Below are 25,926 nucleotides of genomic sequence, written 5' to 3'. Positions count from 1 at the left end.
CTCTCCTTCGCTAGACCGCATCCATTCTGCCCTGACCCGCCTCACCGGTCACCGGCGGGCGCTGGCCCGGCACCGGCAGCGGATACGGCGGGGGAGTACCGCCGAATTCCGGACAGACCGCCTGGTGGTCGCACCAGCCGCAGAGCCTGGTCGGACGCGGCCGCCAGTCGCCCGTCTCGGTGGCCAGCCGGATGGCCTCCCACAGCGCCCGCAGCTTGCGCTCCACCGCCAGCAGCTCCGCCTCGACCGGGTCGTACGTCAGCACATCACCGCTGCCCAGATACACCAGCTGCAGCCTGCGCGGCACCTGCCCGCGCAGCCGCCAGATCACCAGGGCGTAGAAGGTCATCTGGAACAGGGCATCCGCCCGGTACTGCGGAGCCGGGGCCTTGCCCGTCTTGTAGTCGACGATCCGCACCTCGCCGGTCGGCGCGACATCCACCCGGTCGACGATCCCGCGCAGCACCAGCCCCGAATCCAGCACCGTCTCCACCTGGAGCTCGCGCTCCGCGGGCTCCAGCCGGCTCGGATCCTCCAGCGTGAACCACCGCTCGACCAGCCGCTCCGCCTCCGCCAGCCACTGCGCCAGCCGCTCGGGGTCGGGCGAGCCGTCCTCCCGCAGGAACAGCTCCGCCAGCTCCGGCCGCGCCGCCAGCAGCTTCTCCCACTCACCCGGCACCAGAGCGCGCGCCCGCGGGGCGGTGCGCTCGGCGGCCGGAACGTCGAAGAGCCGCTCCAGCACGGCATGCACCACCGTGCCCCGGGTGGCCGCCGGGCTCGGCTTCTCCGGCAGCCGGTCGATCACACGGAAGCGGTAGAGCAGCGGGCACCGCATGAAATCGGCCGCGCGCGACGGCGAAAGCGAGGCCGACCGCCCGACGGCGGCCCGCCCGGCCGGCTCCGGGGCGGCACCCTGGGCAGCTTTATCCATGGCAGAGACCCTACGGCCCGTGACCGACATCGTGCGGCATACCATCGACGGCAGAAGCCCTCGCACTGCATGATCGTGGCAACACCACAACGCACCAGGCGGGTGCGGGGGCCGCATCCGATGAGGGGACACCGTGGAGAACAGCGGGCAGGGCCCGGGAGGAGACCGAGGCGCCGGCGGCGGTGGCCGGCGGACCGAGCCCGAAGACCGCAAGCCGCAGCGTCCGCGCGAAGCAGGCGGCGGCATTCTCATGGGCCGGCCGTTCGGCGTCCCGGTCTATGTGGCCCCCAGCTGGTTCCTCGTCGCCGCCCTCATCACCTGGGTCTTCGGCGGCCAGCTCGACCGCGTCCTGCCCGAGCTCGGCAATGCGCGATACCTCGTCTCGCTGTTCTTCGCGGTCGCCTTCTACGCCTCCGTGCTCGTCCATGAACTCGCCCACACGGTCGCCGCCCTGCGCTTCAAGCTCCCGGTGCGCCGCATCCAGCTGCAGTTCTTCGGAGGCGTCTCGGAGATCGAGAAGGAAAGCGAGACCCCCGGCAGGGAATTCGTCCTCGCCTTCGTCGGCCCACTGCTGTCCCTGGTGCTGGCCGGCCTGTTCTGGCTCGGCATGCGGGCCGTCGAACCCGGCACCGTACCCGGCGTGCTGCTGGCCGGGCTGATGGTCTCCAACCTGCTGGTCGCGATCTTCAACCTGCTGCCCGGACTGCCCCTGGACGGCGGCCGGATGCTCCGGGCCATCGTCTGGAAGATCAGCGGCAAGCCCATGACCGGCACCGTCGCCGCCGCCTGGGTCGGCCGCGCGCTCGCCGTCACCGTGCTCATCGGGCTGCCCCTGATCACCCAGGCCGACCGTCCGGAGAGCTTCGGCGGCGTCGACTCGATCACCGACGCCCTGCTCGCCGCGATCCTCGCCGCGATCATCTGGACCGGGGCCGGCAACAGCCTGCGCATGGCCCGGCTGCGCGAGCGGCTGCCCGGCCTGCGGGCCCGCACCCTCACCCGGCGCGCGGTGCCCGTCGAGGCCGCCACCCCGCTCTCCGAGGCACTGCGGCGCGCCAACGAGGAGGGGGCCCGCGCCCTTGTCGTCGTCGACAGCCAGGGCACCCCCACCGCCCTGGTCCGCGAGGCGGCCATCGTCGCCGTCCCCGCGCACCGCCGCCCCTGGGTCGCCGTCGGCACCCTCGCCCAGGACATCACGGACGGCATGCGCGTCTCCGCCGAACTCTCCGGCGAGGAACTGCTGGACGTGCTGCGGACCACCCCCGCCACCGAGTACCTCGTCGTCGAGGAGACCGGCGAGGTCTACGGCGTGCTGTCCACCTCCGACGTGGAGCGCGCCTTCGTGGCCGCGATGGCCCGCACCCCCTCGTGAACCTCGTGGTGCCAGGCCCTCCATACGCCCGGTAGGCTGGTCACATGTCCGAACCGACCGGTGCCGCCCGCCGTCGCGGGCCCTTCCAGGTCGGGGACCAGGTCCAGCTCACCGACCCCAAGGGACGCCACTACACCTTCACGCTCGAAGCCGGGAAGCAGTTCCACACCCACAAGGGTGCCTTCCCGCACGACGAGCTGATCGGTGCTCCCGAGGGCAGTGTTGTCCGTACCACGGGAAACGTCGCCTACCTCGCGCTGCGCCCGCTGCTCCCCGACTATGTCCTGTCCATGCCGCGCGGAGCCGCCGTGGTCTACCCCAAGGACGCGGGGCAGATCCTGGCGATGGCCGACATCTTCCCCGGCGCCCGCGTCGTGGAGGCCGGCGTCGGCTCCGGCTCGCTCAGCACCTTCCTGCTGCGCGCCATCGGCGACCAGGGCATGCTGCACTCCTACGAGCGCCGGGCCGACTTCGCCGAGATCGCCCAGCAGAACGTCGAGCGCTACTTCGGCTCCCCGCACCCCGCCTGGCAGCTCACCGTCGGTGACCTCCAGGACAACCTCTCCGACACCGAGGTCGACCGGGTCATCCTCGACATGCTCGCCCCCTGGGAGTGCCTGGAGGCCGTCTCCAAGGCCCTGGTCCCCGGCGGCATCCTGTGCGCGTATGTGGCCACCACCACGCAGCTCGCCCGCACCGTCGAATCGATCCGTGAACACGGCTCGTTCAACGAGCCGTCGGCCTGGGAGACCATGGTCCGCACCTGGCATGTGGAGGGCCTGGCGGTACGCCCCGACCACCGCATGGTCGGGCACACCGGCTTCCTGCTCACCGCCCGCCGCCTCGCGGACGGCGTCGAGCCGCCGCTGCGCCGCCGCCGTCCGGCGAAGGGCGCCTATGGCGAGGACTACACCGGGCCGGGCGGGCGGGAGCAAAACGCGCCGGGTGGGCGGGAGCAGAGCGCGCCGGGCGGGCGGGAGTGAAACGTGCCGGGTGACCGGCGGGATTCCGCCGACCGCTGACCTTCGTACGCACCCGGGTGCCGCCGCCGAGACCGAACTCGGCGGCGGCACCCATGCGTTGGCCCATGCCCGCCGTTCCCCGCCGCGGAGCCGTGTGCGACGATGCGAGCATCTCCGCAAGCCCCCTTCCGCACAGGAGCCAGCGCGCGTGCAGCCCCCGGCAGGACTCCCGCACAACCGCCCCCGCCTCGTCCACTGGCTGGTCACCGTCGTGGGCCTGGCCGCCGTGCTCATCGGCGCCGCCCTCATCGGCCCCGGCGACGAGACCGCCACCGCCTCGGCGCGGCCCGTTGCGGCGGCCGATGTGTTCGGGGCGCCCTATCCGCTCGACTGCGGCAATACGGGCGTGCAGGTGGTGCGCTGGGCAGCCGCCGACTTCGACGGGGACGAGCGGGCCGAGGCGGTCGCCGTGGTGCGCTGCCGCTCCGGAGCGGGCACCGCGCCGAGCGGGGTCTACGTCCTGAAGACCCGGGAACAGCCCAAGGACTCGGATGTGTACGCAGGCCCCCGGGTGGTGGCCACCCTGGTCGATCCCGCACAGCGGATGAGCGTCACCGGCTTCGCGGTGCGGAACGGCATCATTTCGGCCACCCTGCTCGGCTACTCCTCCATGAAGGTGCCGCGCTGCTGTCCGGATCTGCGCCGGGCGGTCGAATGGCGTTGGAAGAACGGGAAGTTCGCGCTGACCGCACTGCCCGTCGCGGGGAGTGTGTGAGCCGTCACCCGGCGTCGGGGCCGTACACCTCGGTCTTGTCCGAGACGCGGCGCACATGGATGCACTCCCCGGGGCACTCCTTCGCCGAATCCCGGACGTCGGCCAGCAGCGTCAGCGGTACCGGAGTGGTGGCGCCCTTGTCCTGCAGCAGTTCGTCGTCGGCGCTCTTCACATAGGCCAGGCCGTCGATGTCCAGCTCGAAGACCTCGGGGGCGTACTGCACACAGATGCCGTCGCCGGTGCACAGGTCCTGGTCGATCCACACCTCGAGACCGTCCTGGGGCGCCTCGGCCACTGCCGCGCGGTCTTCGTTCTGCACGGTCATCTCGTCTGCCGTTCCTCTCCCTGCGTGAACCAATTGGAGCCAGCACTGACGGGTGTTGACCGAGTTCGACAATACAACCGCCCGCTTTCCGATGTTGATGGGTGGGTATTCCCCTCTCGTGAGGACGTGCGCAAGGGTGAAGATCGGACACACTCCGACCGGGTTTGTGATCTAGGGGTTTCAACCTGCACCGGCCCAGGTAGGGTCTGGAAGCGTCCAGCTCCCCTTGGAGGAGGTGAGGACCGTGGCAGCCCACGACGACGACATGAACCGCGGCATCCGGCCGGGACGAGGGTCTGACGACCCCGCGAGCCAGGTTGCCTATCTCGAGCAGGAGATCGCCGTCCTGCGGCGGAAGCTCGCCGACTCTCCGCGACACACGAGGATTCTCGAAGAGCGGATCGTTGAGCTCCAGACCAACCTGGCCGGAGTGTCCGCTCAGAACGAGCGGCTCGCCAACACCCTGCGCGAGGCCCGCGACCAGATCGTGGCCCTCAAGGAAGAAGTCGACCGGCTCGCCCAGCCGCCCGCCGGCTTCGGGGTCTTTCTCCAGGCGAACGACGACGACACGGTGGACATCTTCACCGGCGGCCGCAAGCTCCGGGTGAACGTCAGCCCGAGCGTCGACGCCGACGAGCTGAGGCCCGGCCAGGAGGTCATGCTCAACGAGGCGCTCAATGTGGTCGATGCCATGGCGTTCGAGCGGGCCGGGGACATCGTCACCCTCAAGGAGATCCTCGAGGGCGGCGAACGGGCCCTGGTCATCGGGCACACCGACGAGGAGCGCGTGGTGAGGCTCGCCGAGCCGCTGCTGGACATCACCATCCGCCCCGGCGACGCCCTGTTGCTGGAACCCCGCTCCGGCTACGTCTACGAAGTCATTCCGAAGAGCGAGGTCGAGGAGCTCGTCCTCGAAGAGGTCCCGGACATCGACTACACGAAGATCGGCGGACTGGGCAACCAGATCGAGCTGATCCGCGATGCGGTCGAGCTCCCCTACCTCTACCCCGACCTCTTCAAGGAGCACGAACTCCGGCCGCCCAAAGGCGTGCTGCTGTACGGCCCGCCCGGCTGCGGCAAGACCCTCATCGCCAAGGCGGTGGCCAACTCCCTTGCCAAGAAGGTCGCCGAGGTCACCGGCAAGCCCGCGGGGAAGAGCTTCTTCCTCAACATCAAGGGCCCCGAACTGCTCAACAAGTATGTCGGCGAGACCGAGCGGCATATCCGGCTGATCTTCCAGCGGGCCCGGGAGAAGGCCAGCGAGGGCACGCCGGTGATCGTCTTCTTCGACGAGATGGACTCCCTCTTCCGCACCCGCGGCTCCGGGGTCAGCTCGGACGTGGAGAACACCATCGTCCCCCAGCTGCTCTCCGAGATCGACGGCGTGGAGGGCCTGGAGAACGTCATCGTCATCGGCGCCTCCAACCGCGAGGACATGATCGACCCCGCGATCCTGCGGCCCGGCCGGCTCGATGTGAAGATCAAGATCGAGCGTCCGGACGCGGAGGCCGCCAAGGACATCTTCTCCAAGTACCTGACCGAGAGCCTGCCGCTGCACGCGGACGACCTCACCGAGCACGGCGGATCGGCCAAGGCCGCCATCGACGGCATGATCCAGTCGGTGGTGGAGCAGATGTACGCGGAGTCCGAGGAGAACCGCTTCCTTGAGGTCACCTACGCCAACGGTGACAAGGAAGTCCTCTACTTCAAGGACTTCAACTCCGGCGCGATGATCCAGAACATCGTGGACCGGGCCAAGAAGATGGCCATCAAGGCCTTCCTCGACCACAACCAGAAGGGCCTGCGCGTCTCCCATCTGCTCGCCGCCTGCGTGGACGAGTTCAAGGAGAACGAGGACCTGCCCAACACCACCAACCCGGACGACTGGGCCCGCATCTCCGGCAAGAAGGGCGAGCGGATCGTCTTCATCCGCACCCTGGTCACCGGGAAGCAGGGCGCGGACACCGGCCGTTCCATCGACACCGTGGCCAATACCGGCCAGTACCTGTAGCGGGGGCCCGGGGGCCGTCCCCCCGGCCGGCACAGCACCGCCCGTCCGGCTGCGGACCTTCCCCGCACCCCGCCCCTGGCGGGCCGCGGGAATCCGCAGCCGGATGTGTTTTGCGCCAGGAACGCACGGCACGGCACGAACCGGAGCAATGACTGTAATGATCTCCCCACCGCCGCAAAGCCGTTCTAGGCTCTTCGGTACCGCCGCGACGCGCAGTGGGGGACCGGGGACGGTACACGCACCGGTTGCGCAGCGGTACTTGAGCGCCGAACCCACCAGGGGGCGCCGCCGGGCAAGGAGGGCCGCATGACCGTACGGCGAGTAATGGGCATCGAGACGGAGTACGGGATCTCCGTCCCCGGTCACCCGAACGCCAATGCCATGCTCACCTCGTCCCAGATCGTCAACGCCTATGCGGCCGCGATGCACCGGGCACGACGTGCCCGCTGGGACTTCGAGGAGGAGAACCCGCTGCGGGACGCCCGAGGCTTCGACCTCGCCCGTGAGGCCGCGGACTCCAGCCAGCTCACCGACGAGGACATCGGCCTCGCCAATGTCATCCTCACCAATGGCGCGCGGCTGTACGTGGACCACGCCCACCCCGAATACAGCTCCCCGGAGATCACCAACCCCCGCGACGCCGTCCTGTGGGACAAGGCGGGGGAACGCATTATGGCGCAGGCGGCCGAGCGCGCTGCCCAGCTGCCCGGTGCCCAGCCGATCCACCTCTACAAGAACAACACCGACAACAAGGGCGCCTCCTACGGCACCCATGAGAACTACCTGATGAAGCGGGAGACCCCCTTCTCGGACATCGTGCGCCATCTGACGCCCTTCTTCGTCTCCCGCCAGGTCGTCACCGGGGCGGGGCGGGTGGGCATCGGCCAGGACGGCCGCGAGCACGGCTTCCAGATCAGCCAGCGCGCCGACTACTTCGAGGTCGAGGTCGGCCTGGAGACCACCCTGAAGCGGCCCATCATCAACACCCGCGACGAGCCGCACGCGGATGCCGAGAAGTACCGCCGGCTGCATGTCATCATCGGCGACGCCAACCTCTCGGAGATCTCCACCTACCTCAAGCTCGGCACCACCTCGCTGGTGCTGTCCATGATCGAGGACGGCTTCATCTCCGCCGACTTCGCGGTGGAACAGCCGGTCCGAACCCTCCACCAGGTCAGCCACGACCCCACGCTGCGCCGGCTGATCACGCTGCGCAGCGGGCGCACGCTGACGGCGGTGCAGTTGCAGATGGAGTACTTCGAGCTGGCCCGCAAGCATGTGGAGGACCGCTTCGGTGCCGACGCCGACGAGCAGACCAAGGATGTCCTGGCCCGCTGGGAGGACGTGCTGAACCGGCTGGAGCGCGATCCGATGAGCCTGTCCGGCGAGCTGGACTGGGTGGCCAAGCGCGAGCTGCTGGAGGGCTACCGGCGCCGCGACGGCCTGGAGTGGGACGCGGCCCGGCTGCACCTGGTGGACCTGCAGTACGCGGACGTACGGCCGGACAAGGGGCTGTACAACCGCCTCGCGGCCCGCGGCAAGATGAAGCGGCTGCTCGACGAGGCCGATGTCGAGCGCGCCCGTACCGCGCCGCCCGAGGACACCCGGGCTTACTTCCGCGGCCGCTGCCTCGAGCAGTACGCGGACGACGTGGCCGCGGCCTCCTGGGACTCGGTCATCTTCGACCTCCCGGGCCGTGACTCCCTGCAACGGGTGCCCACGCTGGAGCCGCTGCGGGGCACGCGCAACCACGTCAAGGAGCTCTTGGACCGCTGCCGGACGGCCGAGGACCTGGTGCGGGTCCTGTCCGGCGGCTGACGGCGGAGGGTCTGAGGAGGGTGCGTTCCGGGAATCATCACCGTGGTTCCGGGACGTTCCGGCAACTACAGGGCCGATGTCCGACCCTGCTTGTAGGGTCTGATCTTGTACGGCACTTGTACGCGTCTTGTACGTCAAACCGAGCGGGGTGAGGGACATGGCGACCAAGGACACCGGCGGCGGACAGCAGAAAGCGACGCGTTCCACCGAGGAGGTCGAGGAGCAGGCGCAGGATGCGCAAGCGTCCGAAGACCTCAAGGAACGTCACGAGAAGCTGTCGGACGACGTGGATTCCGTGCTGGACGAAATCGATGATGTGCTCGAAGAGAACGCCGAGGACTTCGTGCGCTCGTTCGTTCAGAAGGGCGGGCAGTAGAGCGCAGTCCCGTCCCGCGCCCCGGGCGGGGGTGCGGGACGGCCTGCTCACCGCCCGAAGGTAAGGTCCTGCAGTATTTCAAGATCCGTTGGAAGGATTCGTGTGGAAGCCAACCCTCGTAGCACCGGGCGACTGCCGGCTGCCTTCCTGACGCCGGGCTCCTCGTCGTTCATGGACTTCCTCGGCAGTCATGCGCCGGAGCTGCTGCCGGGCAACCGGCACCTGCCCACCGTCAAGGGCGCCATAGAGATCCCGCACGGCACCACCATCGTCGCGGCGACCTTCCCCGGCGGGGTGGTGCTGGCGGGCGACCGGCGGGCGACGATGGGCAATGTCATCGCGCAGCGCGACATCGAAAAGGTCTTCCCCACCGATGAGTACTCGGCCGTCGGCATCGCCGGCGCCGCCGGGCTGGCGGTGGAAATGGTCAAGCTCTTCCAGCTCGAGCTGGAGCACTTCGAGAAGGTCGAGGGCGTCCAGCTCTCGCTGGAGGGCAAGGCCAACCGGCTCTCCACCATGATCCGCGGCAATCTCAGCATGGCCATGCAGGGCCTGGCCGTGGTGCCGCTCTTCGCGGGCTGGGACGTGGACCGCCAGAAGGGCCGCATCTTCTCCTACGATGTAACCGGCGGGCGTTCCGAGGAGCACGGCTTCTCGGCCACCGGATCCGGCTCGCTCTTCGCGCGCGGTGCGCTCAAAAAGCTCTTCCGTGAAGACCTCACGGAGGGGCAGGCCACCACGCTCGTCGTCCAGGCGCTGTACGACGCGGCGGACGACGATTCGGCGACCGGCGGGCCCGATCTCGCACGCCGCATCTACCCGATCGTCACCGTCATCACCGACGAGGGGTTCCGGAAGCTCACCGAGGCCCAGTGCTCCGAGGTCGTCCGCGCGATCCACGAGCGCCGGCTCGAGGAGCCGGACGGCCCGCGGGCCGCGCTGCTCTGAGGCTTCCCGGAATGTTTTCGCCACTGACAGAAAGGGACGGATAACCGGTGTCGACGCCGTTCTATGTCTCACCCCAGCAGGCCATGGCCGACCGTGCCGAGTACGCCCGCAAGGGCATCGCGCGTGGCCGCAGCGTCGTGGTCCTCCAATACAACGATGGCGTTGTCTTTGTCGCCGAGAACCCGTCCCGCGCGCTGCACAAGGTCAGCGAGATCTACGACCGGATCGCGTTCGCGGCGGTCGGCAAGTACAACGAGTTCGAGAACCTGCGCATCGGCGGGGTGCGCTACGCCGATCTGCGCGGCTACACCTATGACCGTGACGATGTCACGGCCCGCGGTCTCGCCAATGTCTATGCACAGACCCTGGGCACCATCTTCTCCAGCGCGGGCGAGAAGCCGTACGAGGTCGAGCTGATCGTCGCCGAGGTCGGCGCGGGCCCCGAGGACGACCAGATCTACCGGCTGCCGCATGACGGCTCGATTGTCGACGAGCACGGTTCGGTGGCGGTCGGTGGCAATGCCGACCAGATCAGCAGCTATCTCGACCAGCGCCACCGGGACGGGATGACCTTGAGCGAAGCGCTCAAGCTCGCCGTCGAGTCGCTCGCCCGTGACAACAACGGCGGGGAGCGGAGCCTGACCGCCGAGCAGCTCGAGGTCGCGGTGCTGGACCGGACCCGTCCGCAACAGCGCAAATTCAAGCGGCTGTTGGGCCGTCAGCTGTCCCGGCTGCTGGACGGTGGGTCGGGGCCGGCCGAGTCGGAACCGGAGTCGGGTCCGGACTCCGCGGAGGACGCCGAGTCCTAAGCGGTCTCGGGGAGGCGGGGCACGCTTAGGAGTGTCCATGGGTCGGTGCGGGCCCCGGGGTCAACCGCTTGGTGGTCGGCCCGCGGGTCCGTCGGCCGTGCGGAACGTCCGCCGATAGGCGAGCGGCGATACGCCGATCGCGGTGTGCAGGTGCTGGCGGAGCGAGGCGGCCGTGCCGAACCCGGCGCGGCGGGCGATCTGGTCGATGGGGAGGTCGCTGGCCTCCAACAGGTGGCGAGCGAGATCCACCCGCTGCCGGATCAGCCAGTCGCCGGGGCTCACCCCGACCTCCTGCCGGAAACGGCGGCTGAAGGTCCGCACGCTCATCCGGGCGTGCCGGGCGAGCTCGCTCAGCGGTAGCGGGCGCTCCAGCCGTTGCAGCGCCCAGGCCCGAGTGGCCGCGGTCGCGGCCGTCGACGGGCTTGGCACCGGTTGTTCGATGTACTGCGCCTGCCCACCGTCGCGCCAGGGCGGCACGACGCAGTGGCGGGCCGTGCGGTTGGCGACCGCGCTGCCGTGGTCGCGACGGATGATGTACATGCACAGATCGATACCGGCGGCCACTCCGGCGGAGGTGAGCACGTTCCCGTCGTCCACGAACAGCACGTCCGCGTCCCATCGGACCTGGGGGAACAGTCGTCGACAGCGCTCGGCCTCCTGCCAATGCGTGGTCGCGGGGCGGCCGTTGAGAACACCGGCCGCGGCGAGCAGGACGGCCGCGGTGCAGATCGACACCACGCGGGTGCCCGGCCGCAGCGTGGCGAACAGGTCCGGCGGCAGTACGAGCGGGTCCTCCTCGTCCTCGGGTTCCCAGACGAACGGCGGGATGACCAGGGTGTCGGCGGTCTCGAGCGCCTCGACGCCGTGTTCCACCGCGATGGCGAAATCGGCGGAGGTGGCGACCGGGCCGCCATCGAGCGAACACGTGATCACTTCGTAGAGCCGCTCTCCCGCGGGGCCCCGGGCCGCGCCGAAGATCCGCGCAGGGATCCCCAGCTCGAATGGATAGACGTTCTCCAGGACGAGTACGACGACTCGGTGCATGACCAGATCCTTGCACACCATGGCCATCAGGCCACTTTCTGCCGTCTGCCGATGTCAGCACACTGATCGCAGTCGTCGTACGCACGCGGAACGGACCGCGAGGAAGGCGTACGCACGGAAGGTGCCACGAGGAAGGAAACCGCTGATGCGTGCGATCAGCCAAGAGACCCTGGGCGGCCCGGAGGTCCTCAAGGTCGTCGAGCTCGACCGGCCGGTGCTCGGGCCCACCGACGTCCTGGTGCGGGTGCACGCCGCCGGCGTCAACCCGACCGACTGGTTGCACCGCGCGACGGGGCTCTATCTGGGCGCGCCGCCGTTCGTCCTGGGCTGGGACGTGTCCGGCGTCGTCGAGGCAGTCGGCGCAGGCGTCACGCTGCACAAGCCGGGCGAGGAAGTCTTCGGCATGCTCGACTACCCGCGGGGCGCCGGCGCCTACGCCGAATACGTGGCCGCCCCGTCCCGGAACTTCGTCCGCAAGCCGGCCGGGATCGACCACACACAGGCCGCCGCGCTGCCGGTGGCCGCGCTCACCGCCTGGCAGGCCCTGGTGGACACGGCCGACGTACAGCCCGGCCGGCGCGTGCTCGTGCATGCCGCGGCGGGCGGGGTGGGCCACCTCGCCGTGCAGATCGCCAAGGCCCGCGGCGCGCAGGTGATCGGTACCGCCAGTGCGCCCAAACACGACTTCGTCCGCCGCCTGGGCGCCGATGAAGTGATCGACTACACCAAGACCGATTTCGCCGAGGCGGTGCGAGACGTCGATGTGGTGCTCGACGCGGTCGGCGGTGACTACGGCCTGCGCTCGCTGCGAACCCTGCGCCCGGGCGGCATTCTCGTCGCCATCGTCTTCTCGCGGGTTGAAGAAGTGAAGTCCGCGGCCAAGGACCGTGGCGTCCGGCTGGAATATCTGACCGTCGAAGCCGACCACGCCGGCCTGACGGCCATCGCCGCACTGGTCGGCAGGGGCCTCCTGCGCGCCGAGAGCGAAGGCGTGCTGCCGCTGGAGCAGGCCGCCGAGGCGCACCGGCGCGGCGAGACCCGCCGTACGGCCGGCAAACTCGTGCTCACCGTGGCCGACTGAACCGTCGGCCGCATCCGGGTCCGCACGACCCCCGCCCGGAGGTGCCTTCCCGGGTGACGGAGTCCTACCGGCCTCCGTCCGGGCCGCCCCGCGCGGGTCGCCCCGTGGAGCCGCGCGCGACCAGCTCCACCGGCAGGTTCGTCGCCCCCACGGGCCGTTCGTCGAGCACGTCCAGCAGTGCCCGCATACCCGCCTCGCCCACCGCCTCCGCCGGCAGCCGGACCGTGGTCAGCTCCGGGTCGACCGCCGTGGCCAGGGACAGGTCGTCGAATCCGGTCACCGAGACATCGCCGGGCACCCGCAGGCCGAGCCGCCGGGCCGCCTTGCAGGCCCCCGCCGCCAGGATGTCGTCGTCGCAGACCAGCGCGGTCGGGCGCGGCCAGGGGCCGGTGAGGGCCCGCTCGGCGGCCTCCCGGCCGGCCGCCACGTCGAGCGCGGCGGACTCGGTGCGGACCACGGTGGCGTCGGCGACGCCGTGCAGTGCCTCGGCCAGTGCCCGGGCCCGCACCCGGAAGGTCCAGGAGTCGACGTCGGCCGCCAGGCGCGCGAAGCGGCGGTGGCCCAGCGCGAGCAGGTGCTCCGTCACCTGCCGCATGCCGTCGGCGATGTCGAAGTTGACGGTGGCGGCCGCCTCCGGCCGCCGGGGATCGCTGTCCAGCATCACCAGCGGGAGGCCGCCGGCCCGGATGCCGGCCAGGGCGTCGGCCGCCATCGAGGAGGCGATGACGCCGTCGAGCGTCGCCCGGGCCGAGGCGAAGGGGTCGCGGGCCGGGCCGATCCCCTCCAGGGACGGATAGAGCAGGACACCGACGCCATGCTCGCCCGCGATCCGGGCCGCGCCCGCATAGACCCGGGCGAAGAACTCATTGGTGAGCGCGGGCACCACCAGCAGCGCGGTCCGGGCCCGGCCCAGACGGAGATTGCGGGCGGCGAGATTGGGCCGGTAGCCGAGCTCCCGCGCGGCCGAGCGCACCGCTTCGGCCCGCCGCTCGGAGACCCTGCCCCGCCATTTGTCGCCCATCACCAGCGAGACGGTCGCCTGGGACACCCCCGCGGCCCGTGCCACGTCCCGGCTGGTCGCCCGCGCGGTGGGCGCATGGGTCTCCCGTGCCGTCGGCCACCGGCCCCCGGAGTCATCGGCCTCTGTCACGGCTGCGAGCCCCCTCTCCGCTCACGGCTGGACCCGTGAGCTGCGGCCATGATACGTATAACGCCTTCAGTTATACGTAAAACCACACCAGTGTGGTCGAGTGAGAGGCAGACGATGGCGGCGGGCTACGGCGAGATGCTCAGGGCGCGGTACGCGGCGCGGTTGCTCGTGGGCACGCTGGTGGGGCGGCTGCCCACCGCCACCGCCGCGCTGGCGATCGTGCTGTTCGCCCGCGCCGAGGGCGGCAGCTACACCCTCGCCGGTGCGCTCTCGGCCACATACGGCGTGGCCAACGCCATCGGCCAGCCGTTGCTCGGCCGGGCCGTCGACCTCTACGGCCAGCCGCGCGTGATGCTGCCCTCGGCCGTGCTGTCCGCGCTGGGCATGGTGCTGTTCGCCGTGACCGGCCTGGAGCCGCTGTCCGTCGCCTGTGCGGCCATGGTCGTCGCCGGTTTCTTCACCCCGCCGCTGGAGGGCGGGCTGCGTGCGCTGTGGCCGTCCGTCCTGAAGCGCGAGGACCGCATCCATGCCGCGTACGCGCTGGACGCCGTCGCCCAGGAAGTGATGTATGCGGCCGGCCCGCTGATCGTCATGCTGCTGGTCCGCGAGTGGTCCGAGGCCGCCGCACTGCTGGTCGTCAATGCGCTGGGGGTGCTGGGCGCGCTGGCGGTCGTCACCTCGCCGCCGTCCCGCCGGTGGCGCAGCGAGCCGCGCGAGGCGCACTGGCTGGGGGCCCTGCGCTCGCGCGGGCTGCTGGTGGTGCTCGGGACGTTCTTCTTCGTCGGTTCGGCGCTGGGCTCCATAGCCGTCGCCTCGGTCGCCTACGCCGATGCGCACGGCGGCGGCATGGTCTCGAGCTGTCTCCTGTCCGCGCTCGGCGTCGGTGCGCTCATCGGCGGTGTCGGTTACGGGGCCCGGCAGTGGCCGGGGGACCCGGAGCGGCGGCTGCGGGTGCTCATCGGCGCCCTCGCGGTCTGCTACCTGCCGCTGCCGCTGGTGCCGGGGGTCGTCGCCATGACGGTGCTCGCCGGGGCGGCCGGGGTGTTCCTCGCGCCGTGTCTCGCCTGTGCGTTCGTGGTGGTGGACCGGCATGCGCCGCGCGGTACGGCCACCGAGGCGTTCTCCTGGCTGGTGACCTCCTTCGGCGTCGGCGCCTCCATCGGCACCGCCGTCGTCGGCCCGGCCGTCGAACGCGGCGGTGCGGCGGCCGGGTTCACGGTCGCCGCGGGCGGTGGTGTGGCGGCCCTGCTCGTCCTCCTCGCGACGCGAGGAATCCTGGTGGCTCCCAAGGCCTCGCGGGTGGTGCGGATCCAGCCGGAAAATGATCGGAACGGTGCGGTCGAACCCGGTTTCACGGCAGGGCATCAGGCGTAGTGTTCAGGCATGGACCGCCGCATTTTCGGGCTGGAGAACGAGTACGGCGTCACGTGCACGTTCAGGGGACAGCGCCGACTGTCGCCTGACGAAGTGGCGCGCTACCTCTTCCGCCGTGTCGTTTCCTGGGGCCGCAGCAGCAACGTCTTCCTGCGCAACGGCGCCCGCCTCTACCTCGATGTGGGCTCGCATCCGGAATACGCAACTCCCGAGTGCGACAACGTGACCGAGCTGGTCACCCACGACAAGGCGGGCGAGCGCATTCTCGAGGGCCTGCTCGTCGATGCCGAACGCCGCCTGCACGAGGAGGGAATCGCGGGCGACGTCTATCTCTTCAAGAACAACACCGATTCGGCGGGCAACTCCTACGGCTGCCATGAGAACTATCTCGTGGCCAGACACGGGGAGTTCTCCCGCCTCGCGGACATCCTCATCCCCTTCCTGGTGACCCGGCAGCTGCTGTGCGGCGCCGGCAAGGTCCTGCAGACCCCGCGCGGCGCGGTCTACTGCGTCAGCCAGCGTGCCGAGCACATCTGGGAAGGCGTCAGTTCCGCGACCACCCGCTCGCGCCCGATCATCAACACCCGGGACGAGCCGCACGCCGACGCCGAGCGCTACCGCCGGCTGCATGTCATCGTCGGCGACTCCAACATGTCGGAGACCACGATGCTGCTCAAGGTCGGCGCCACCGACCTGGTGCTGCGCATGATCGAGGCCGGCACCGTGATGCGCGACCTGACCCTGGAGAATCCCATCCGGGCCATCCGCGAGGTCAGCCATGACATAACGGGCAGGCGCAAGGTGCGCCTCGCCAGCGGCCGGGAGGCCTCCGCGCTCGAAGTCCAGCAGGAGTACTACGAGAAGGCCGTGGACTTCTGCGAGCGCCGGGGCATTCGCACCGGCACGGTCGAGCGCGTACTCGAGCTGTGGGGCCGGTCGTTGGAGGCCATCCGGGACGAGGACCTGGACCGGATCTCCACCGAGATCGACTGGGTGATGAAGTACCAGCTGATCGAGCGGTACCGGGCGAAGAACAACATCACCATGTCGCACCCGAGAGTGGCCCAGATAGACCTGGCCTACCACGACATCCACCGCCGCCGCGGGCTCTACTACCTTCTCGAACGGCGCGGCCAGGCTGCCCGGGTGTGCAATGACCTGAAGATTTTCGAAGGCAAGTCGGTACCGCCGCAGACCACTCGCGCCCGGCTGCGCGGGGATTTCATCCGCCGCGCGCAGGAACAGCGCCGGGATTTCACCGTTGACTGGGTGCATCTCAAGCTCAATGACCAGGCGCAGCGCACCGTGTTGTGCAAGGACCCCTTCCGGTCGGTCGACGACCGGGTGGAAAAGCTGATCGCCGGAATGTGACGGAAGGATGCGCCGGTCGCCGGATCCGGCGCATCCCCGTGTCGGGCGGAGTTGATCCGGGAGGCTCAGGCCGTAGAGTGGCGGGCACTGTTCAGCCACCCCCCTAGCCCGAGTTGGACCGATGCTGCGATTCACCGGGGCACAAACCCCGCACCTGTCTCCGAACCCCAAGAACCCCAGGAAGGCCCGTCGCCTCGCGACGGCGCTGGCCGTGCCCGTCCTGCTGCTCACCGCCGCGGCGTGCGGGTCCGACAGCGGCGGCTCCGGCAAGGTCAGCGTGGAGGGCAAGTTCGGCGAGAAGCCCATGATCTCCGGGCCGAAGGACGCCAAGGCGACGGACAAGCTCACGGTCACCGTGGTGAGCGAGGGCAGTGGCCCGAAGGTGGAGAAGGGGGCCTTTGTCCGCGCCGACTACGCGGCGCAGACCATAAAGGACGGCAAGACCTTCGACGGGTCGTGGGCGCAGCAGTCCCAGGTCGGCAATGGAGTGCGCCGCCAGGCGGTGCAGCAGCTCGGCCAGGCCAACGGTCAGCCGGTGCCGCCCAAGGTGCTGGACGCCCTGGAGGGGCAGAAGATCGGCTCCCGGGTCCGGATCGAGGGCACGGTGAAGGCGATGCTCGGTGAGCAGGCCTCGCAGGGCCAGCTCAACCCCGAGGACGGCATCCTGTGGGTCCTCGATGTGGTCGGGGCCCAGAAGACCGAGGCCAAGGCCGAGGTCAAGGGCGACCAGGCCAAGCCGGATCCGGGCATGCCGGAGGTCAAGGCGGAGTCCCAGAAGGCCGCGGAGATCGCCATCCCCAAGGGTGAGAAGGCGCCGTCCGAGCTCAAGCAGCAGGTGCTGATCAAGGGCACCGGTCCCGAGGTCAAGGCGGGCGACGGGCTGATCGCCCAGTACACCGGAGTGATGTGGGACGGCGGAAAGAAGTTCGACTCCTCCTGGGACCACCAGCCGCCCGGCCCCACCGCCTTCCAGATCGGGGTCGGCTCGGTCATTCCGGGCTGGGACAAGGGGCTGGTCGGCAAGCACGTGGGGGACAGGGTGGAGCTGGTGATCCCGGCGAACCTGGCCTACGGTGACAACCCGCCGCCGGGCAACACCATCCCCAAGGGCGCCACGCTCGTCTTTGTTGTGGACATCGTGGGCAAGGTCTGACCGACCGTCTGCGAAACTTGCACGGTTGTCCACAGGATTCGTTCGTAGGAGCACTTAGGTGAACATCGAGAAGCCCGAGATCGACTTTCCGGAGGGCCCCGCGCCGACCGAGCTGGAGATCGTCGACCTCTGGGAGGGCGACGGCGCGGTGGCCAAGGCCGGGGACCAAGTGAAGGTCCACTACGTCGGGGTCTCCTTCGACTCCGGTGAGGAGTTCGACTCGAGCTGGAACCGGGGCAACCCGCTGGAGTTCCAGCTGGGCGCCGGCCAGGTCATCGCCGGCTGGGACCAGGGCGTGCAGGGCATGAAGGTCGGCGGCCGCCGTCGCCTGACCATCCCCGCACACCTCGCCTATGGCGAGCGCGGCGCCGGCGGCGGCAAGATCAAGCCGAACGAGACGCTGATCTTCGTCTGCGACCTGGTCGCCGTCTGAGGCAGCGGTATCGCAGGCCGAGGGCTCGTGCGCGATGGCGTGCGGGCCCTCGGCTTTTGCCGTGCGACCGGTGGGCGGTACGGTCATCGGTTGAGACAACATGAGGACGGGGTGAGAGGGCGCCGATGGCGATTGCCAAGGCCGAGCGGCTGATGAATCTGGCGCTGTGCCTGCTGGGGGCGCGCCGTCCGCTCAGCAAGCGGGAGTTGCGGGCGTCCATCGAGGCCTACCTCCAGGCCTTCGGCCCCGGAGGCACGGGGGCGGGCCACGGCGTCGCATCCGGTTCCGTCGCCGCCCAGGGCGGCGATGAAGCCTTCAACCGGATGTTCGAGCGCGACAAGGAGGACCTTCGTGAACTCGGCCTGATCATCGAGACCGTGGAGGGCGCCGACGGCGAGACCGGCTACCTCGCCCGCCGGGACAGCAACCGCCTCCCCCCGATCACCCTGGACGTCGAGGAGGCCGCCGCCCTCGGCCTGGCCGCCAAGGTCTGGCAGCAGGCCCGCCTCGCCGGGGCCGCCAGCGGAGCGCTGCAGAAGCTGCGCGCCGCCGGAATGCCGCTGGCCGAGGATCCATACGGCCGCCAGAGTGCCCTCGAGACGCACATCCCGGTCCATGAGGCGGCCTTTGAACCGCTGATGCTCGCCGCCCGCGACCGCCGCCCGGTCGTCTTCGACTACCGCAAGGCCAATGCCGCCCGCCCGGAGCAGCGACAGGTCGAACCGTGGACCCTGGAGTGCTGGCGGGGGCACTGGTATCTCGCGGGCTGGGACCGCGACCGCCAGGCCGAGCGGGTCTTCCGGCTCTCCCGGATCACCGGCCGGGTCCGCTCCCGTGCCCTGCCCTTCACCGCCCCGGTGCCCGACCACGTCACCGTGCGGGAGACGGTGGAGACCTGGGCGGGTGAGACGGCCACCGGCACCGCCCGGATCAAGGTGCGCGGCGGCCATGGCTATCCGCTGCGCACCAGTGCCCTGGCCACCCGCGACCTCGGGGACGGCTGGGACGAGCTGGAGATCCCCTACGGGCACGGTCTGGACGCCTGGCTCGCCGAGTTCGGCCCCGATGTGCTCGTACTGGAACCCGCCGAACTGCGGGCCGATGTGCTCGACCGGCTGCGTGCCGTGGCCAAGGGCTGACCAGAGCGAAAGAGGACGGGACCGAACCTCCATGGCCGGAAATGCCATTGACCAGACGCGACGGATGCTGTCGCTGGTCACCTATCTGCGAGAGCGCCCCGGCGCCCGCGTGGCCGATGTGGCGCGCGCGTTCGGCATCACCGAGGACGAACTGATCGGCGACCTCGATGTGCTGCCGATGTGCGGCACCAGCTTCCGCGGCGGTGACCTGCTGGACATCGACACCGACGGCGACCGCATCTGGTGGCACAACCCCGATGCCTCCGGCACCAGCACCGGCGAGCCCCTGCGGCTCGCCGCCGACGAGGCCACCGCCCTGCTGGTGGCCGCCCGGGCCGTGGCCACCCTGCCCGGGCTGCGGGAGAGCGACCGGCAGGCGCTGGTCCGGGCCACCGCGAAGATCGAGGCCGCGGCCGGGGAGGCGGCCGGTGCCAGCTCCCGGCTCTCGGTCACCTTCGAATCCGAGGGCGGTGTCTTCGCCGACGTCGACCGGGCCATCGCCGAACGCCGCCGACTGTGGGTCCGCTACTACTCGCCCGCCCGCGACGAGCTCACCGAGCGCGAGGTCGACCCCATCCGGCTGTTCGCCGTCGGCCACACCTATATGGAGGCCTGGTGCCGGCTGTCCGAGGCGCGGCGCACCTTCCGCCTCGACCGGGTGGCCGAAATCCGACTCCTCGACGAGTCCTCCGATCCGCCGCCCGTCGAGCTGCGCGACCTGTCGGCGGGGCTGGTGCAGCCCGCCGCCGAGGACCCCGAGGTGATCATCGAGGTGGGCCCCGGCGGACGCTGGGTCGCCGAGTACTACCCGCACGACAGCGCCGAGGAACTGCCCGAGGGCGGTCTGCGGATCACCCTGCGCACCCCCGACCCGGCCTCCCTGCGCAGGCTCGCGCTGCGGCTCGGCCGGGACGGCCGGATCGTCTCGCCGCCCGCCCTGGCCGCCGGCGCCCGGGCCGCGGCCCTGGCCGCCCTCGCGGCGTACGGGGAGTGAAGCGGATGAGGGAGGTCACCGCCGCCGCGATCTTCAAGGCCGCCTGCCCCGACTGCCGGGGCCGCTTCGAACTGGCCGCGGGTGCGCTGCGGCTGGCGATCGGTGCCAGCCGCCGCACCACCTTCTACTCCTTCACCTGCCCCGACTGCGGCTCCTCGGTCCGCAAGCCCGCCGGAGAGCGCATCATCGAGCTGCTGACCGGCGGCGGGGTGCGCACCCTGCGGCTGCACTCGACCGTCTGATCCCCCTGGCTCGATAGGTTCCCCATGCTCTGGCCCATGATCGCCATCGCCCTCGGCTTCTGCGGCATCGCCGTGCTCGGGATGCTCGCCGCACGTGTCCTGCTGGAAACGCGTCGGCTGGCCCGGCAGGTCGCCGAGAGCTCGCGCCGGATCACCCGGGCCACCGAGGACCTCGAACGGGCCGCGACCCCGCTGGCCACCCAGGCCGCGCACACCCTGCGTCAGGACTGACCACGGTGCGCCAGGCCGTCTGCTGCTGCCGGTTCGCGGGCGGTAGGCTGGGCCGGGTGTACGCACGGGGATTGCCCCCCGTTCACCCCTGCGCGTTACGATCGCTGCCGTACGGCTGGTGGACAAATGTCTCAGCGGTCGGCAGTACCACCCCCCATAGGCTTCGGTGAGAAGGCGCACACATATGTTGTTCGGAAAGCTCGGATGGCCCGAGATACTCCTGATTCTCGTCGTTGTCGTTCTGCTGTTCGGCACCAAGAAGCTCCCCGACATGGCGCGTTCCCTCGGCAAGTCGGCACGGATCCTCAAGAGCGAGGCCAAGGCCATGCGTTCGGAGGGCAAGGACACGGCCGCCGCCCCGTCCGACCCGCCCGCCGAGGCCGCGGATGCCAAGGACGCCACAGCGCGTACGATCAAGGCCGCCCCCGGCGATGTGACCTCCCGCCCGGTGCGGGAGACTGCCGACCACACGACGCAGCGCTGATCCAGGACGACCGAGACGGCCGTCCAAAGGCGTCCGTCCGCCGCACGAGATAGGGATGTGGGTTGCTGAAGTCCGCCCGCAAGAAGGAGAAGGACCCCGAGGGGCGGATGCCGCTCGCGGAACACCTCCGTGAGCTGCGCAACCGGTTGGCGAAGTCGGTCATCGCGATCGTGGTGGTGATGATCGTGGCTGCCTTCTTCTACCGGGACATCATCGACATCTTCCAGCACCCTGTCCAGAAGGCGATCGGGTGCGACTTCTCCTGGCGGGACACTGCGCACCACAACAAAGACGCGAAGTGCGCCAACATCACGATCAACGGTCTCACCGGGGCGTTCACCCTTGCCGTGAAGGTGTCCCTGGTGTCGGGTCTGGTGGTGTCCAGCCCGATCTGGCTGTACCAGCTGTGGGCCTTTCTCGCCCCCGGCCTGCACCGTAATGAGAAGAAGTACGCGTTGAGCTTCGTCGCCGCCGGGGTGCCGTTGTTCGTCGCGGGCGGCTGGTTCGCGTACACGATCCTTCCCCAGGCCGCCAGGATGCTGATCGACCTCTCGCCGAGCGGGGTCACCAACCTGGTGAACCTCGGCGATCTCATCGACCTGATCACCCGCCTCGTGGTGGTCTTCGGGCTCTCCTTCGAGCTGCCGCTGCTGCTGATGATGCTCAACTTCGGCGGAGTGCTCACCGGACGGCGCATGCTGGGCTGGTGGCGCGGCATGGTCATGGGCGTCACGGTCTTCGCGGCGGTGGCCACCCCCACCGTCGACCCCATCTCGATGTTCGCCCTGGCCGGGCCGATCATCGCCCTGTACTTCATCGCCGTCGGCATCTCGCTCCTCAACGACAAGCGCAGGCAGCGGGCCAACCCCGATGCGCTGCTCTCCGACGACGAGGCCTCCTCGATCGACCTCACCCCGGAGTCCGTCGGCGATGTCGAGCCGCTGCCCGCCCTGGAGCAGCCGGCCGAGCCGGACGGCGACGGGCACTCCGGCCGCCGCACCGGCTACGACGACGTGACCTGATCCGGCGGCTGCCGGTAGGGTCCGGCGCGTGACCAGCGATATCACGCTCTTCGTCAATCCCACCGCGGGCCGTGGCCGCGGTGCCCGCGCGGCCCTGCCGGCCGCCCGGGTGCTGCGTTCGGCCGGCCACTCGGTCCGTACGGTCCTGGGCGTGGACGCCCCCGACGCGCTGCGGCGGGCCCGGGAGGCGGTGGCGGCCGGGACGGGCGCCCTGATAGCCGTCGGCGGGGACGGCATGACCTCCCTGGCGCTCCAGGCGGTCGCCGGGACACCGACCCCGCTGGGGGTGGTGGCCGTCGGCACCGGCAATGACTTCGCCCGTGCCCATGGCCTGCCGGTGCGCGATCCGGTGGCGGCGGCCCGGGGCATCGCCGAGGCGCTCAAGGGGGACGGCGGCCGCGCCCGCGATCTCGGCAGGGTGGGCGGCACCTGGTTCGGCACCGTCCTCGCCTCCGGCCTGGACTCCCGGGTCAATGACCGCGGCAACCGCCTGCGCTTCCCGCGCGGGCGGATGCGCTACAACGTGGCCCTGCTCGCGGAGCTGGCCGCGCTCCGGCCGATCCGGTACCGGATCCGGCTCGACGACGGACCGGAACACACCGTCGAGGCCACGCTGATCGCGGTGGGCAACGGCAGTTGCTACGGCGGCGGCATGCGCATCTGCCCGGAGGCCGACCCGGACGACGGGCTGTTCGACATCACGGTCGTCGGTCCCTGCAGCCGGACCACCCTGCTCACCGTGTTCCCCAGGGTCTACCGGGGCACCCACCTCGGCCACCCCCGGGTCACCGTGCACCGGGCGGCCCGGGTGACGCTCGCCGCCGACGGCGTCACCGGCTACGCGGACGGCGAGCCGCTTGGGCCGCTGCCGCTCGCTGCCGAGACCGTGCCCGGAGCCGTGCGGCTGCTGGGGGCGGGATAAAGATCGGGTGGTTGTCGGAGGGCACCGGTAGGCTCGTAACCAAGATGACCGAGGACATGTCCCCTGCTGAGCGCTATGCCCTGGCACGGCAGCGCGCCGCGGAGCAGGCCACCGCACTGGCCCCCTTCCGCGAAATGTACGACTTCGAGCTGGATCCCTTCCAGATAGCTGCCTGCCAGGCACTGGAGGAGGGGAAGGGGGTGCTGGTCGCGGCGCCGACCGGCTCCGGAAAGACCATCGTCGGCGAGTTCGCCGTCCACCTGGCCCTGTCCCAGGGCCGCAAGTGCTTCTACACCACCCCCATCAAGGCGCTGTCGAACCAGAAGTACAACGACCTGGTGGGGCGCTATGGCGCCGCCAAGGTAGGCCTGCTGACCGGCGACAACAGCATCAACGGGGACGCCCCGGTGCTGGTGATGACCACCGAAGTGCTGCGCAACATGCTCTACGCCGGGTCGCAGGCGCTGCTCGGCCTCGGCCATGTGGTGATGGACGAGGTGCACTACCTCTCCGACCGCTTCCGGGGTGCGGTCTGGGAAGAGGTGATCATCCACCTCCCCGAGTCGGTGACCCTGGTCTCCCTGTCGGCCACGGTCTCCAACGCCGAGGAGTTCGGCGACTGGCTGGACACCGTGCGCGGTGACACCGAGGTGATCGTCTCCGAGCACCGGCCGGTACCGCTGTGGCAGCATGTGCTCGCCGGCCGGCGGATGTACGACCTCTTCGAGGAGAAATCCGGCTCCCAGGGCACCCGCCGCGAGGTCAACCCCGACCTGGTGCGGCTGGCCCGGATGGAGAACAGCCGCCCGCTGGGCGGGCGGGACAAGCGGCGCGGGCGCAATCTGCGCGAGGCGGACCGCGAGCGCGAGCGCCGGCAGCGCAGCAGGATCTGGACGCCCAGCCGCGTCGAGGTCATCGAACGGCTGGACGCCGAGGGGCTGTTGCCCGCCATCACCTTCATCTTCAGCCGCGCGGGCTGTGAATCCGCCGTCCAGCAGTGCCTGTACGCGGGCCTGCGGTTGAACGACGACGAGGCGCGCCGTACGGTGCGGGCGGTCGTCGAGGAGCGCACCGCCTCCATTCCCGACGAAGACCTGCACGTCCTGGGCTATTTCGAGTGGCTGGAGGGCCTGGAGCGGGGCATCGCCGCGCACCACGCGGGGATGCTGCCGACCTTCAAGGAGGTCGTCGAGGAGTTGTTCGTCAAGGGCCTGGTCAAGGCGGTCTTCGCCACCGAGACCCTGGCGCTGGGCATCAACATGCCCGCCCGTTCGGTGGTGTTGGAGAAGCTCGTCAAGTGGAACGGCGAGCAGCACGCCGACATCACCCCCGGCGAGTACACCCAGTTGACCGGGCGGGCCGGCCGGCGCGGCATCGACGTCGAGGGCCATGCGGTGGTGCTCTGGCAGCGTGCCATGGACCCGGGCGCGCTCGCCGGGCTGGCGGGCACTCGCACCTATCCGCTGCGCTCCAGCTTCAAGCCCTCCTACAACATGGCGGTCAACCTGGTCTCGCAGTTCGGCCGGCACCGCTCGCGGGAGCTGCTGGAGACCTCCTTCGCCCAGTTCCAGGCGGACAAGTCGGTGGTCGGCATCTCCCGTCAGGTGCAGCGCAACGAGGAGGGCCTGGCGGGGTACCGCGAGGCCATCGAGTGCCACCTCGGCGACTTCGAGGAGTATGCCCGGCTGCGCCGTGAGCTCAAGGACCGTGAGACTCAGCTGGCGAAGCAGGGAGCCACCCAGCGCCGGGCCGCCGCCATGGCCGCGCTGGAGAAGCTCAGACCGGGCGATGTCATCCATGTGCCGACCGGCAAGTATGCGGGCCTCGCCCTGGTGCTGGACCCGGGGCTGTCCGGGCGCAGCGACCGGCACCGCGGCTATGCCGACCAGGACGGTCCGCGCCCGCTGGTCCTCACCGCCGAGCGGCAGGTCAAGCGGCTGGCCGCGATCGACTTCCCGGTGCCGGTGGAGGCGCTGGAGCGGATGCGGGTGCCCCGCTCCTTCAATCCGCGCAGTCCGCAGTCGCGGCGTGATCTGGCCTCCGCGCTGCGGACGAAGGCCGGGCACCTGGAGCCCGAGCGGCACCACCGGGCGCGCTCGGCGGCCGTCGACGACACCGAGATCGCCCGGCTGCGCTCGGCCATCCGCGCGCACCCCTGCCATGGCTGTGCCGAGCGCGAGGATCACGCCCGCTGGGCGGAGCGTTACCACCGGCTGCAGCGGGACACCCGTCAGCTGGAGCGGCGCATCGAGGGCCGTACCAACACCATCGCCCGGACCTTCGACCGTATTTGCCGTCTGCTGACCGACCTTGACTATCTGCGGGGGGATGAGGTGACCGAGCATGGTCACCGACTGGCCCGGCTGTATGGCGAGTTGGACCTGCTGGCCTCCGAGTGCCTGCGCGAGGGCGTCTGGGAGGGGCTGGGTCCGGCGGATCTGGCGGCCTGTGCTTCCGCGCTGGTCTACGAGGCGCGGCTGGCCGATGACGCGGTGCCGCCCAAGCTGCCCTCGGGGGCGGCTAAGGCGGCGCTGGGCGAGATGGTCCGCATCTGGGGGCGGCTGGATGCGCTGGAGGAGGAGCACCAGATCAACCAGGCGGAGGGGGTGGGCCAGCGCGAGCCCGACCTCGGCTTCGCCTGGGCCGCGTACCGCTGGGCGTCCGGCCACGGCCTGGACGAGGTGCTGCGGGAGATCGAGATGCCGGCCGGCGACTTTGTGCGCTGGTGCAAGCAACTGATCGACGTCCTGGGCCAGATCGCGGCCGCGGCCCCGCCGGGCAGTGCGGTGGCGCGCAATGCGCGCAAGGCGGTGGACGGCCTGCTGCGCGGCGTGGTGGCGTACTCGTCGGTGGGCTGAGGCCCGGTTGCACCAAGCCCGTCCCCGGGTCTTCCGGGGGCGGGCTTTGTCTTGCCAGGATTGCGATACATCGCGTATTGGCAAGGAGGGTGAACCGCGAT

Annotated in this window: 25 protein-coding genes; 21 read left to right on the top strand and 4 right to left on the bottom strand. The window is 70.3% G+C overall.

Annotation, left to right across the window (positions count from 1 at the left end; all coding sequences use genetic code 11):
- Positions 1–10 precede the first annotated feature (10 nt).
- Positions 11–931, bottom strand: coding sequence for a RecB family exonuclease (locus ABCR83_RS00615; RefSeq protein ID WP_462692140.1), 921 nt, complete (start codon positions 929–931; stop codon positions 11–13).
- Positions 932–1,064: 133 nt separating this feature from the next.
- On the opposite strand from ABCR83_RS00615, the gene ABCR83_RS00610 reads away from it, so the two are divergent.
- The 3 genes from ABCR83_RS00610 (at position 1,065) to ABCR83_RS00600 (ending at position 4,040) form a co-directional block, all read left to right on the top strand.
- Positions 1,065–2,303: a site-2 protease family protein gene (locus ABCR83_RS00610; protein ID WP_462692139.1), complete on the top strand. Its 1,239-nt coding sequence runs from the start codon at positions 1,065–1,067 to the stop codon at positions 2,301–2,303.
- Positions 2,304–2,347: 44 nt separating this feature from the next.
- Complete coding sequence (locus ABCR83_RS00605; RefSeq protein ID WP_462692138.1) at positions 2,348–3,286, top strand: tRNA (adenine-N1)-methyltransferase; 939 nt, start codon at positions 2,348–2,350, stop codon at positions 3,284–3,286.
- Positions 3,287–3,473: 187 nt separating this feature from the next.
- Positions 3,474–4,040: a hypothetical protein gene (locus tag ABCR83_RS00600; protein ID WP_462692137.1), complete on the top strand. Its 567-nt coding sequence runs from the start codon at positions 3,474–3,476 to the stop codon at positions 4,038–4,040.
- A 4-nt stretch (positions 4,041–4,044) separates the two neighbouring features.
- On the opposite strand, the gene ABCR83_RS00595 is transcribed toward ABCR83_RS00600, so the two are convergent.
- Entirely contained in the window at positions 4,045–4,365 is a 321-nt protein-coding gene (locus ABCR83_RS00595; protein WP_462692136.1) for a ferredoxin, read from the bottom strand.
- 244 nt (positions 4,366–4,609) lie between these two features.
- Here ABCR83_RS00595 and arc point away from each other — a divergent pair, with 244 nt between their 5' ends.
- The 5 genes from arc to prcA all read left to right on the top strand — a co-directional run bounded on the left by arc (position 4,610) and on the right by prcA (position 10,327).
- Positions 4,610–6,376, top strand: coding sequence for a proteasome ATPase (arc, locus tag ABCR83_RS00590; RefSeq protein ID WP_462692135.1), 1,767 nt, complete (start codon positions 4,610–4,612; stop codon positions 6,374–6,376).
- Positions 6,377–6,682: 306 nt separating this feature from the next.
- Entirely contained in the window at positions 6,683–8,194 is a 1,512-nt protein-coding gene (gene dop / locus ABCR83_RS00585) for a depupylase/deamidase Dop (protein WP_462692134.1), read from the top strand.
- A 157-nt stretch (positions 8,195–8,351) separates the two neighbouring features.
- Positions 8,352–8,570, top strand: a complete 219-nt coding sequence (locus ABCR83_RS00580; protein WP_030608326.1) for a ubiquitin-like protein Pup — start codon at positions 8,352–8,354, stop codon at positions 8,568–8,570.
- Between the two features lie 102 nt (positions 8,571–8,672).
- Positions 8,673–9,518 carry a proteasome subunit beta gene (gene prcB / locus ABCR83_RS00575; protein WP_462692133.1) on the top strand — a complete coding sequence of 282 codons (846 nt, stop codon included), beginning with the start codon at positions 8,673–8,675 and terminating at the stop codon, positions 9,516–9,518.
- 47 nt (positions 9,519–9,565) lie between these two features.
- Positions 9,566–10,327 (top strand): proteasome subunit alpha, encoded by a 762-nt coding sequence (gene prcA / locus ABCR83_RS00570; RefSeq protein WP_462692132.1) that lies wholly within the window; start codon positions 9,566–9,568, stop codon positions 10,325–10,327.
- A 60-nt stretch (positions 10,328–10,387) separates the two neighbouring features.
- Here prcA and ABCR83_RS00565 read toward each other — a convergent pair whose 3' ends face one another.
- A complete protein-coding gene (locus ABCR83_RS00565; RefSeq protein WP_462692131.1) occupies positions 10,388–11,371 on the bottom strand; it encodes a GlxA family transcriptional regulator in 984 nt (327 codons plus the stop codon).
- Positions 11,372–11,516: 145 nt separating this feature from the next.
- Here ABCR83_RS00565 and ABCR83_RS00560 point away from each other — a divergent pair, with 145 nt between their 5' ends.
- Positions 11,517–12,452: an NADP-dependent oxidoreductase gene (locus tag ABCR83_RS00560; RefSeq protein ID WP_462692130.1), complete on the top strand. Its 936-nt coding sequence runs from the start codon at positions 11,517–11,519 to the stop codon at positions 12,450–12,452.
- Positions 12,453–12,516: 64 nt separating this feature from the next.
- Here the strand turns inward: ABCR83_RS00560 and ABCR83_RS00555 are convergent, their stop codons facing one another.
- On the bottom strand, positions 12,517–13,518 hold the full coding sequence (locus tag ABCR83_RS00555; RefSeq protein ID WP_462692320.1) for a LacI family DNA-binding transcriptional regulator: 1,002 nt from the start codon (positions 13,516–13,518) through the stop codon (positions 12,517–12,519).
- A gap of 198 nt (positions 13,519–13,716) precedes the next feature.
- Between ABCR83_RS00555 and ABCR83_RS00550 the strand changes: the two genes are divergently transcribed.
- The 12 genes from ABCR83_RS00550 (at position 13,717) to ABCR83_RS00495 (ending at position 25,825) form a co-directional block, all read left to right on the top strand.
- Positions 13,717–14,976 carry an MFS transporter gene (locus tag ABCR83_RS00550; protein WP_462692129.1) on the top strand — a complete coding sequence of 420 codons (1,260 nt, stop codon included), beginning with the start codon at positions 13,717–13,719 and terminating at the stop codon, positions 14,974–14,976.
- Between the two features lie 9 nt (positions 14,977–14,985).
- Positions 14,986–16,347: a Pup--protein ligase gene (gene pafA / locus ABCR83_RS00545; protein ID WP_462692128.1), complete on the top strand. Its 1,362-nt coding sequence runs from the start codon at positions 14,986–14,988 to the stop codon at positions 16,345–16,347.
- A gap of 121 nt (positions 16,348–16,468) precedes the next feature.
- Positions 16,469–17,500 (top strand): FKBP-type peptidyl-prolyl cis-trans isomerase, encoded by a 1,032-nt coding sequence (locus ABCR83_RS00540; RefSeq protein WP_462692127.1) that lies wholly within the window; start codon positions 16,469–16,471, stop codon positions 17,498–17,500.
- Positions 17,501–17,558: 58 nt separating this feature from the next.
- Positions 17,559–17,933 (top strand): FKBP-type peptidyl-prolyl cis-trans isomerase, encoded by a 375-nt coding sequence (locus tag ABCR83_RS00535; RefSeq protein WP_462692126.1) that lies wholly within the window; start codon positions 17,559–17,561, stop codon positions 17,931–17,933.
- A gap of 125 nt (positions 17,934–18,058) precedes the next feature.
- The gene (locus tag ABCR83_RS00530) at positions 18,059–19,072 is read left to right on the top strand and encodes a helix-turn-helix transcriptional regulator (protein WP_462692125.1); all 1,014 of its coding nucleotides are present in this window, start codon (positions 18,059–18,061) and stop codon (positions 19,070–19,072) included.
- 31 nt (positions 19,073–19,103) lie between these two features.
- A complete protein-coding gene (locus ABCR83_RS00525) occupies positions 19,104–20,066 on the top strand; it encodes a helix-turn-helix transcriptional regulator (RefSeq protein ID WP_462692124.1) in 963 nt (320 codons plus the stop codon).
- Positions 20,067–20,071: 5 nt separating this feature from the next.
- The gene (locus tag ABCR83_RS00520) at positions 20,072–20,308 is read left to right on the top strand and encodes a hypothetical protein (RefSeq protein ID WP_462692123.1); all 237 of its coding nucleotides are present in this window, start codon (positions 20,072–20,074) and stop codon (positions 20,306–20,308) included.
- A 24-nt stretch (positions 20,309–20,332) separates the two neighbouring features.
- Positions 20,333–20,539, top strand: coding sequence for a hypothetical protein (locus tag ABCR83_RS00515; protein ID WP_462692122.1), 207 nt, complete (start codon positions 20,333–20,335; stop codon positions 20,537–20,539).
- A gap of 187 nt (positions 20,540–20,726) precedes the next feature.
- Positions 20,727–21,023 carry a Sec-independent protein translocase subunit TatA gene (tatA, locus tag ABCR83_RS00510; RefSeq protein ID WP_462692318.1) on the top strand — a complete coding sequence of 99 codons (297 nt, stop codon included), beginning with the start codon at positions 20,727–20,729 and terminating at the stop codon, positions 21,021–21,023.
- Positions 21,024–21,085: 62 nt separating this feature from the next.
- Complete coding sequence (gene tatC / locus ABCR83_RS00505; RefSeq protein ID WP_462692121.1) at positions 21,086–22,045, top strand: twin-arginine translocase subunit TatC; 960 nt, start codon at positions 21,086–21,088, stop codon at positions 22,043–22,045.
- Positions 22,046–22,073: 28 nt separating this feature from the next.
- Positions 22,074–22,967, top strand: a complete 894-nt coding sequence (locus ABCR83_RS00500) for a diacylglycerol kinase (RefSeq protein ID WP_462692120.1) — start codon at positions 22,074–22,076, stop codon at positions 22,965–22,967.
- A 44-nt stretch (positions 22,968–23,011) separates the two neighbouring features.
- Complete coding sequence (locus tag ABCR83_RS00495; protein WP_462692119.1) at positions 23,012–25,825, top strand: DEAD/DEAH box helicase; 2,814 nt, start codon at positions 23,012–23,014, stop codon at positions 25,823–25,825.
- Positions 25,826–25,926 lie beyond the last annotated feature (101 nt).

Source organism: Streptomyces xingningensis, from assembly GCF_054957865.1.
The sequence above is the reverse complement of the archived record's forward strand: the minus strand, read 5'-3'. Positions and strand labels throughout refer to the sequence as shown.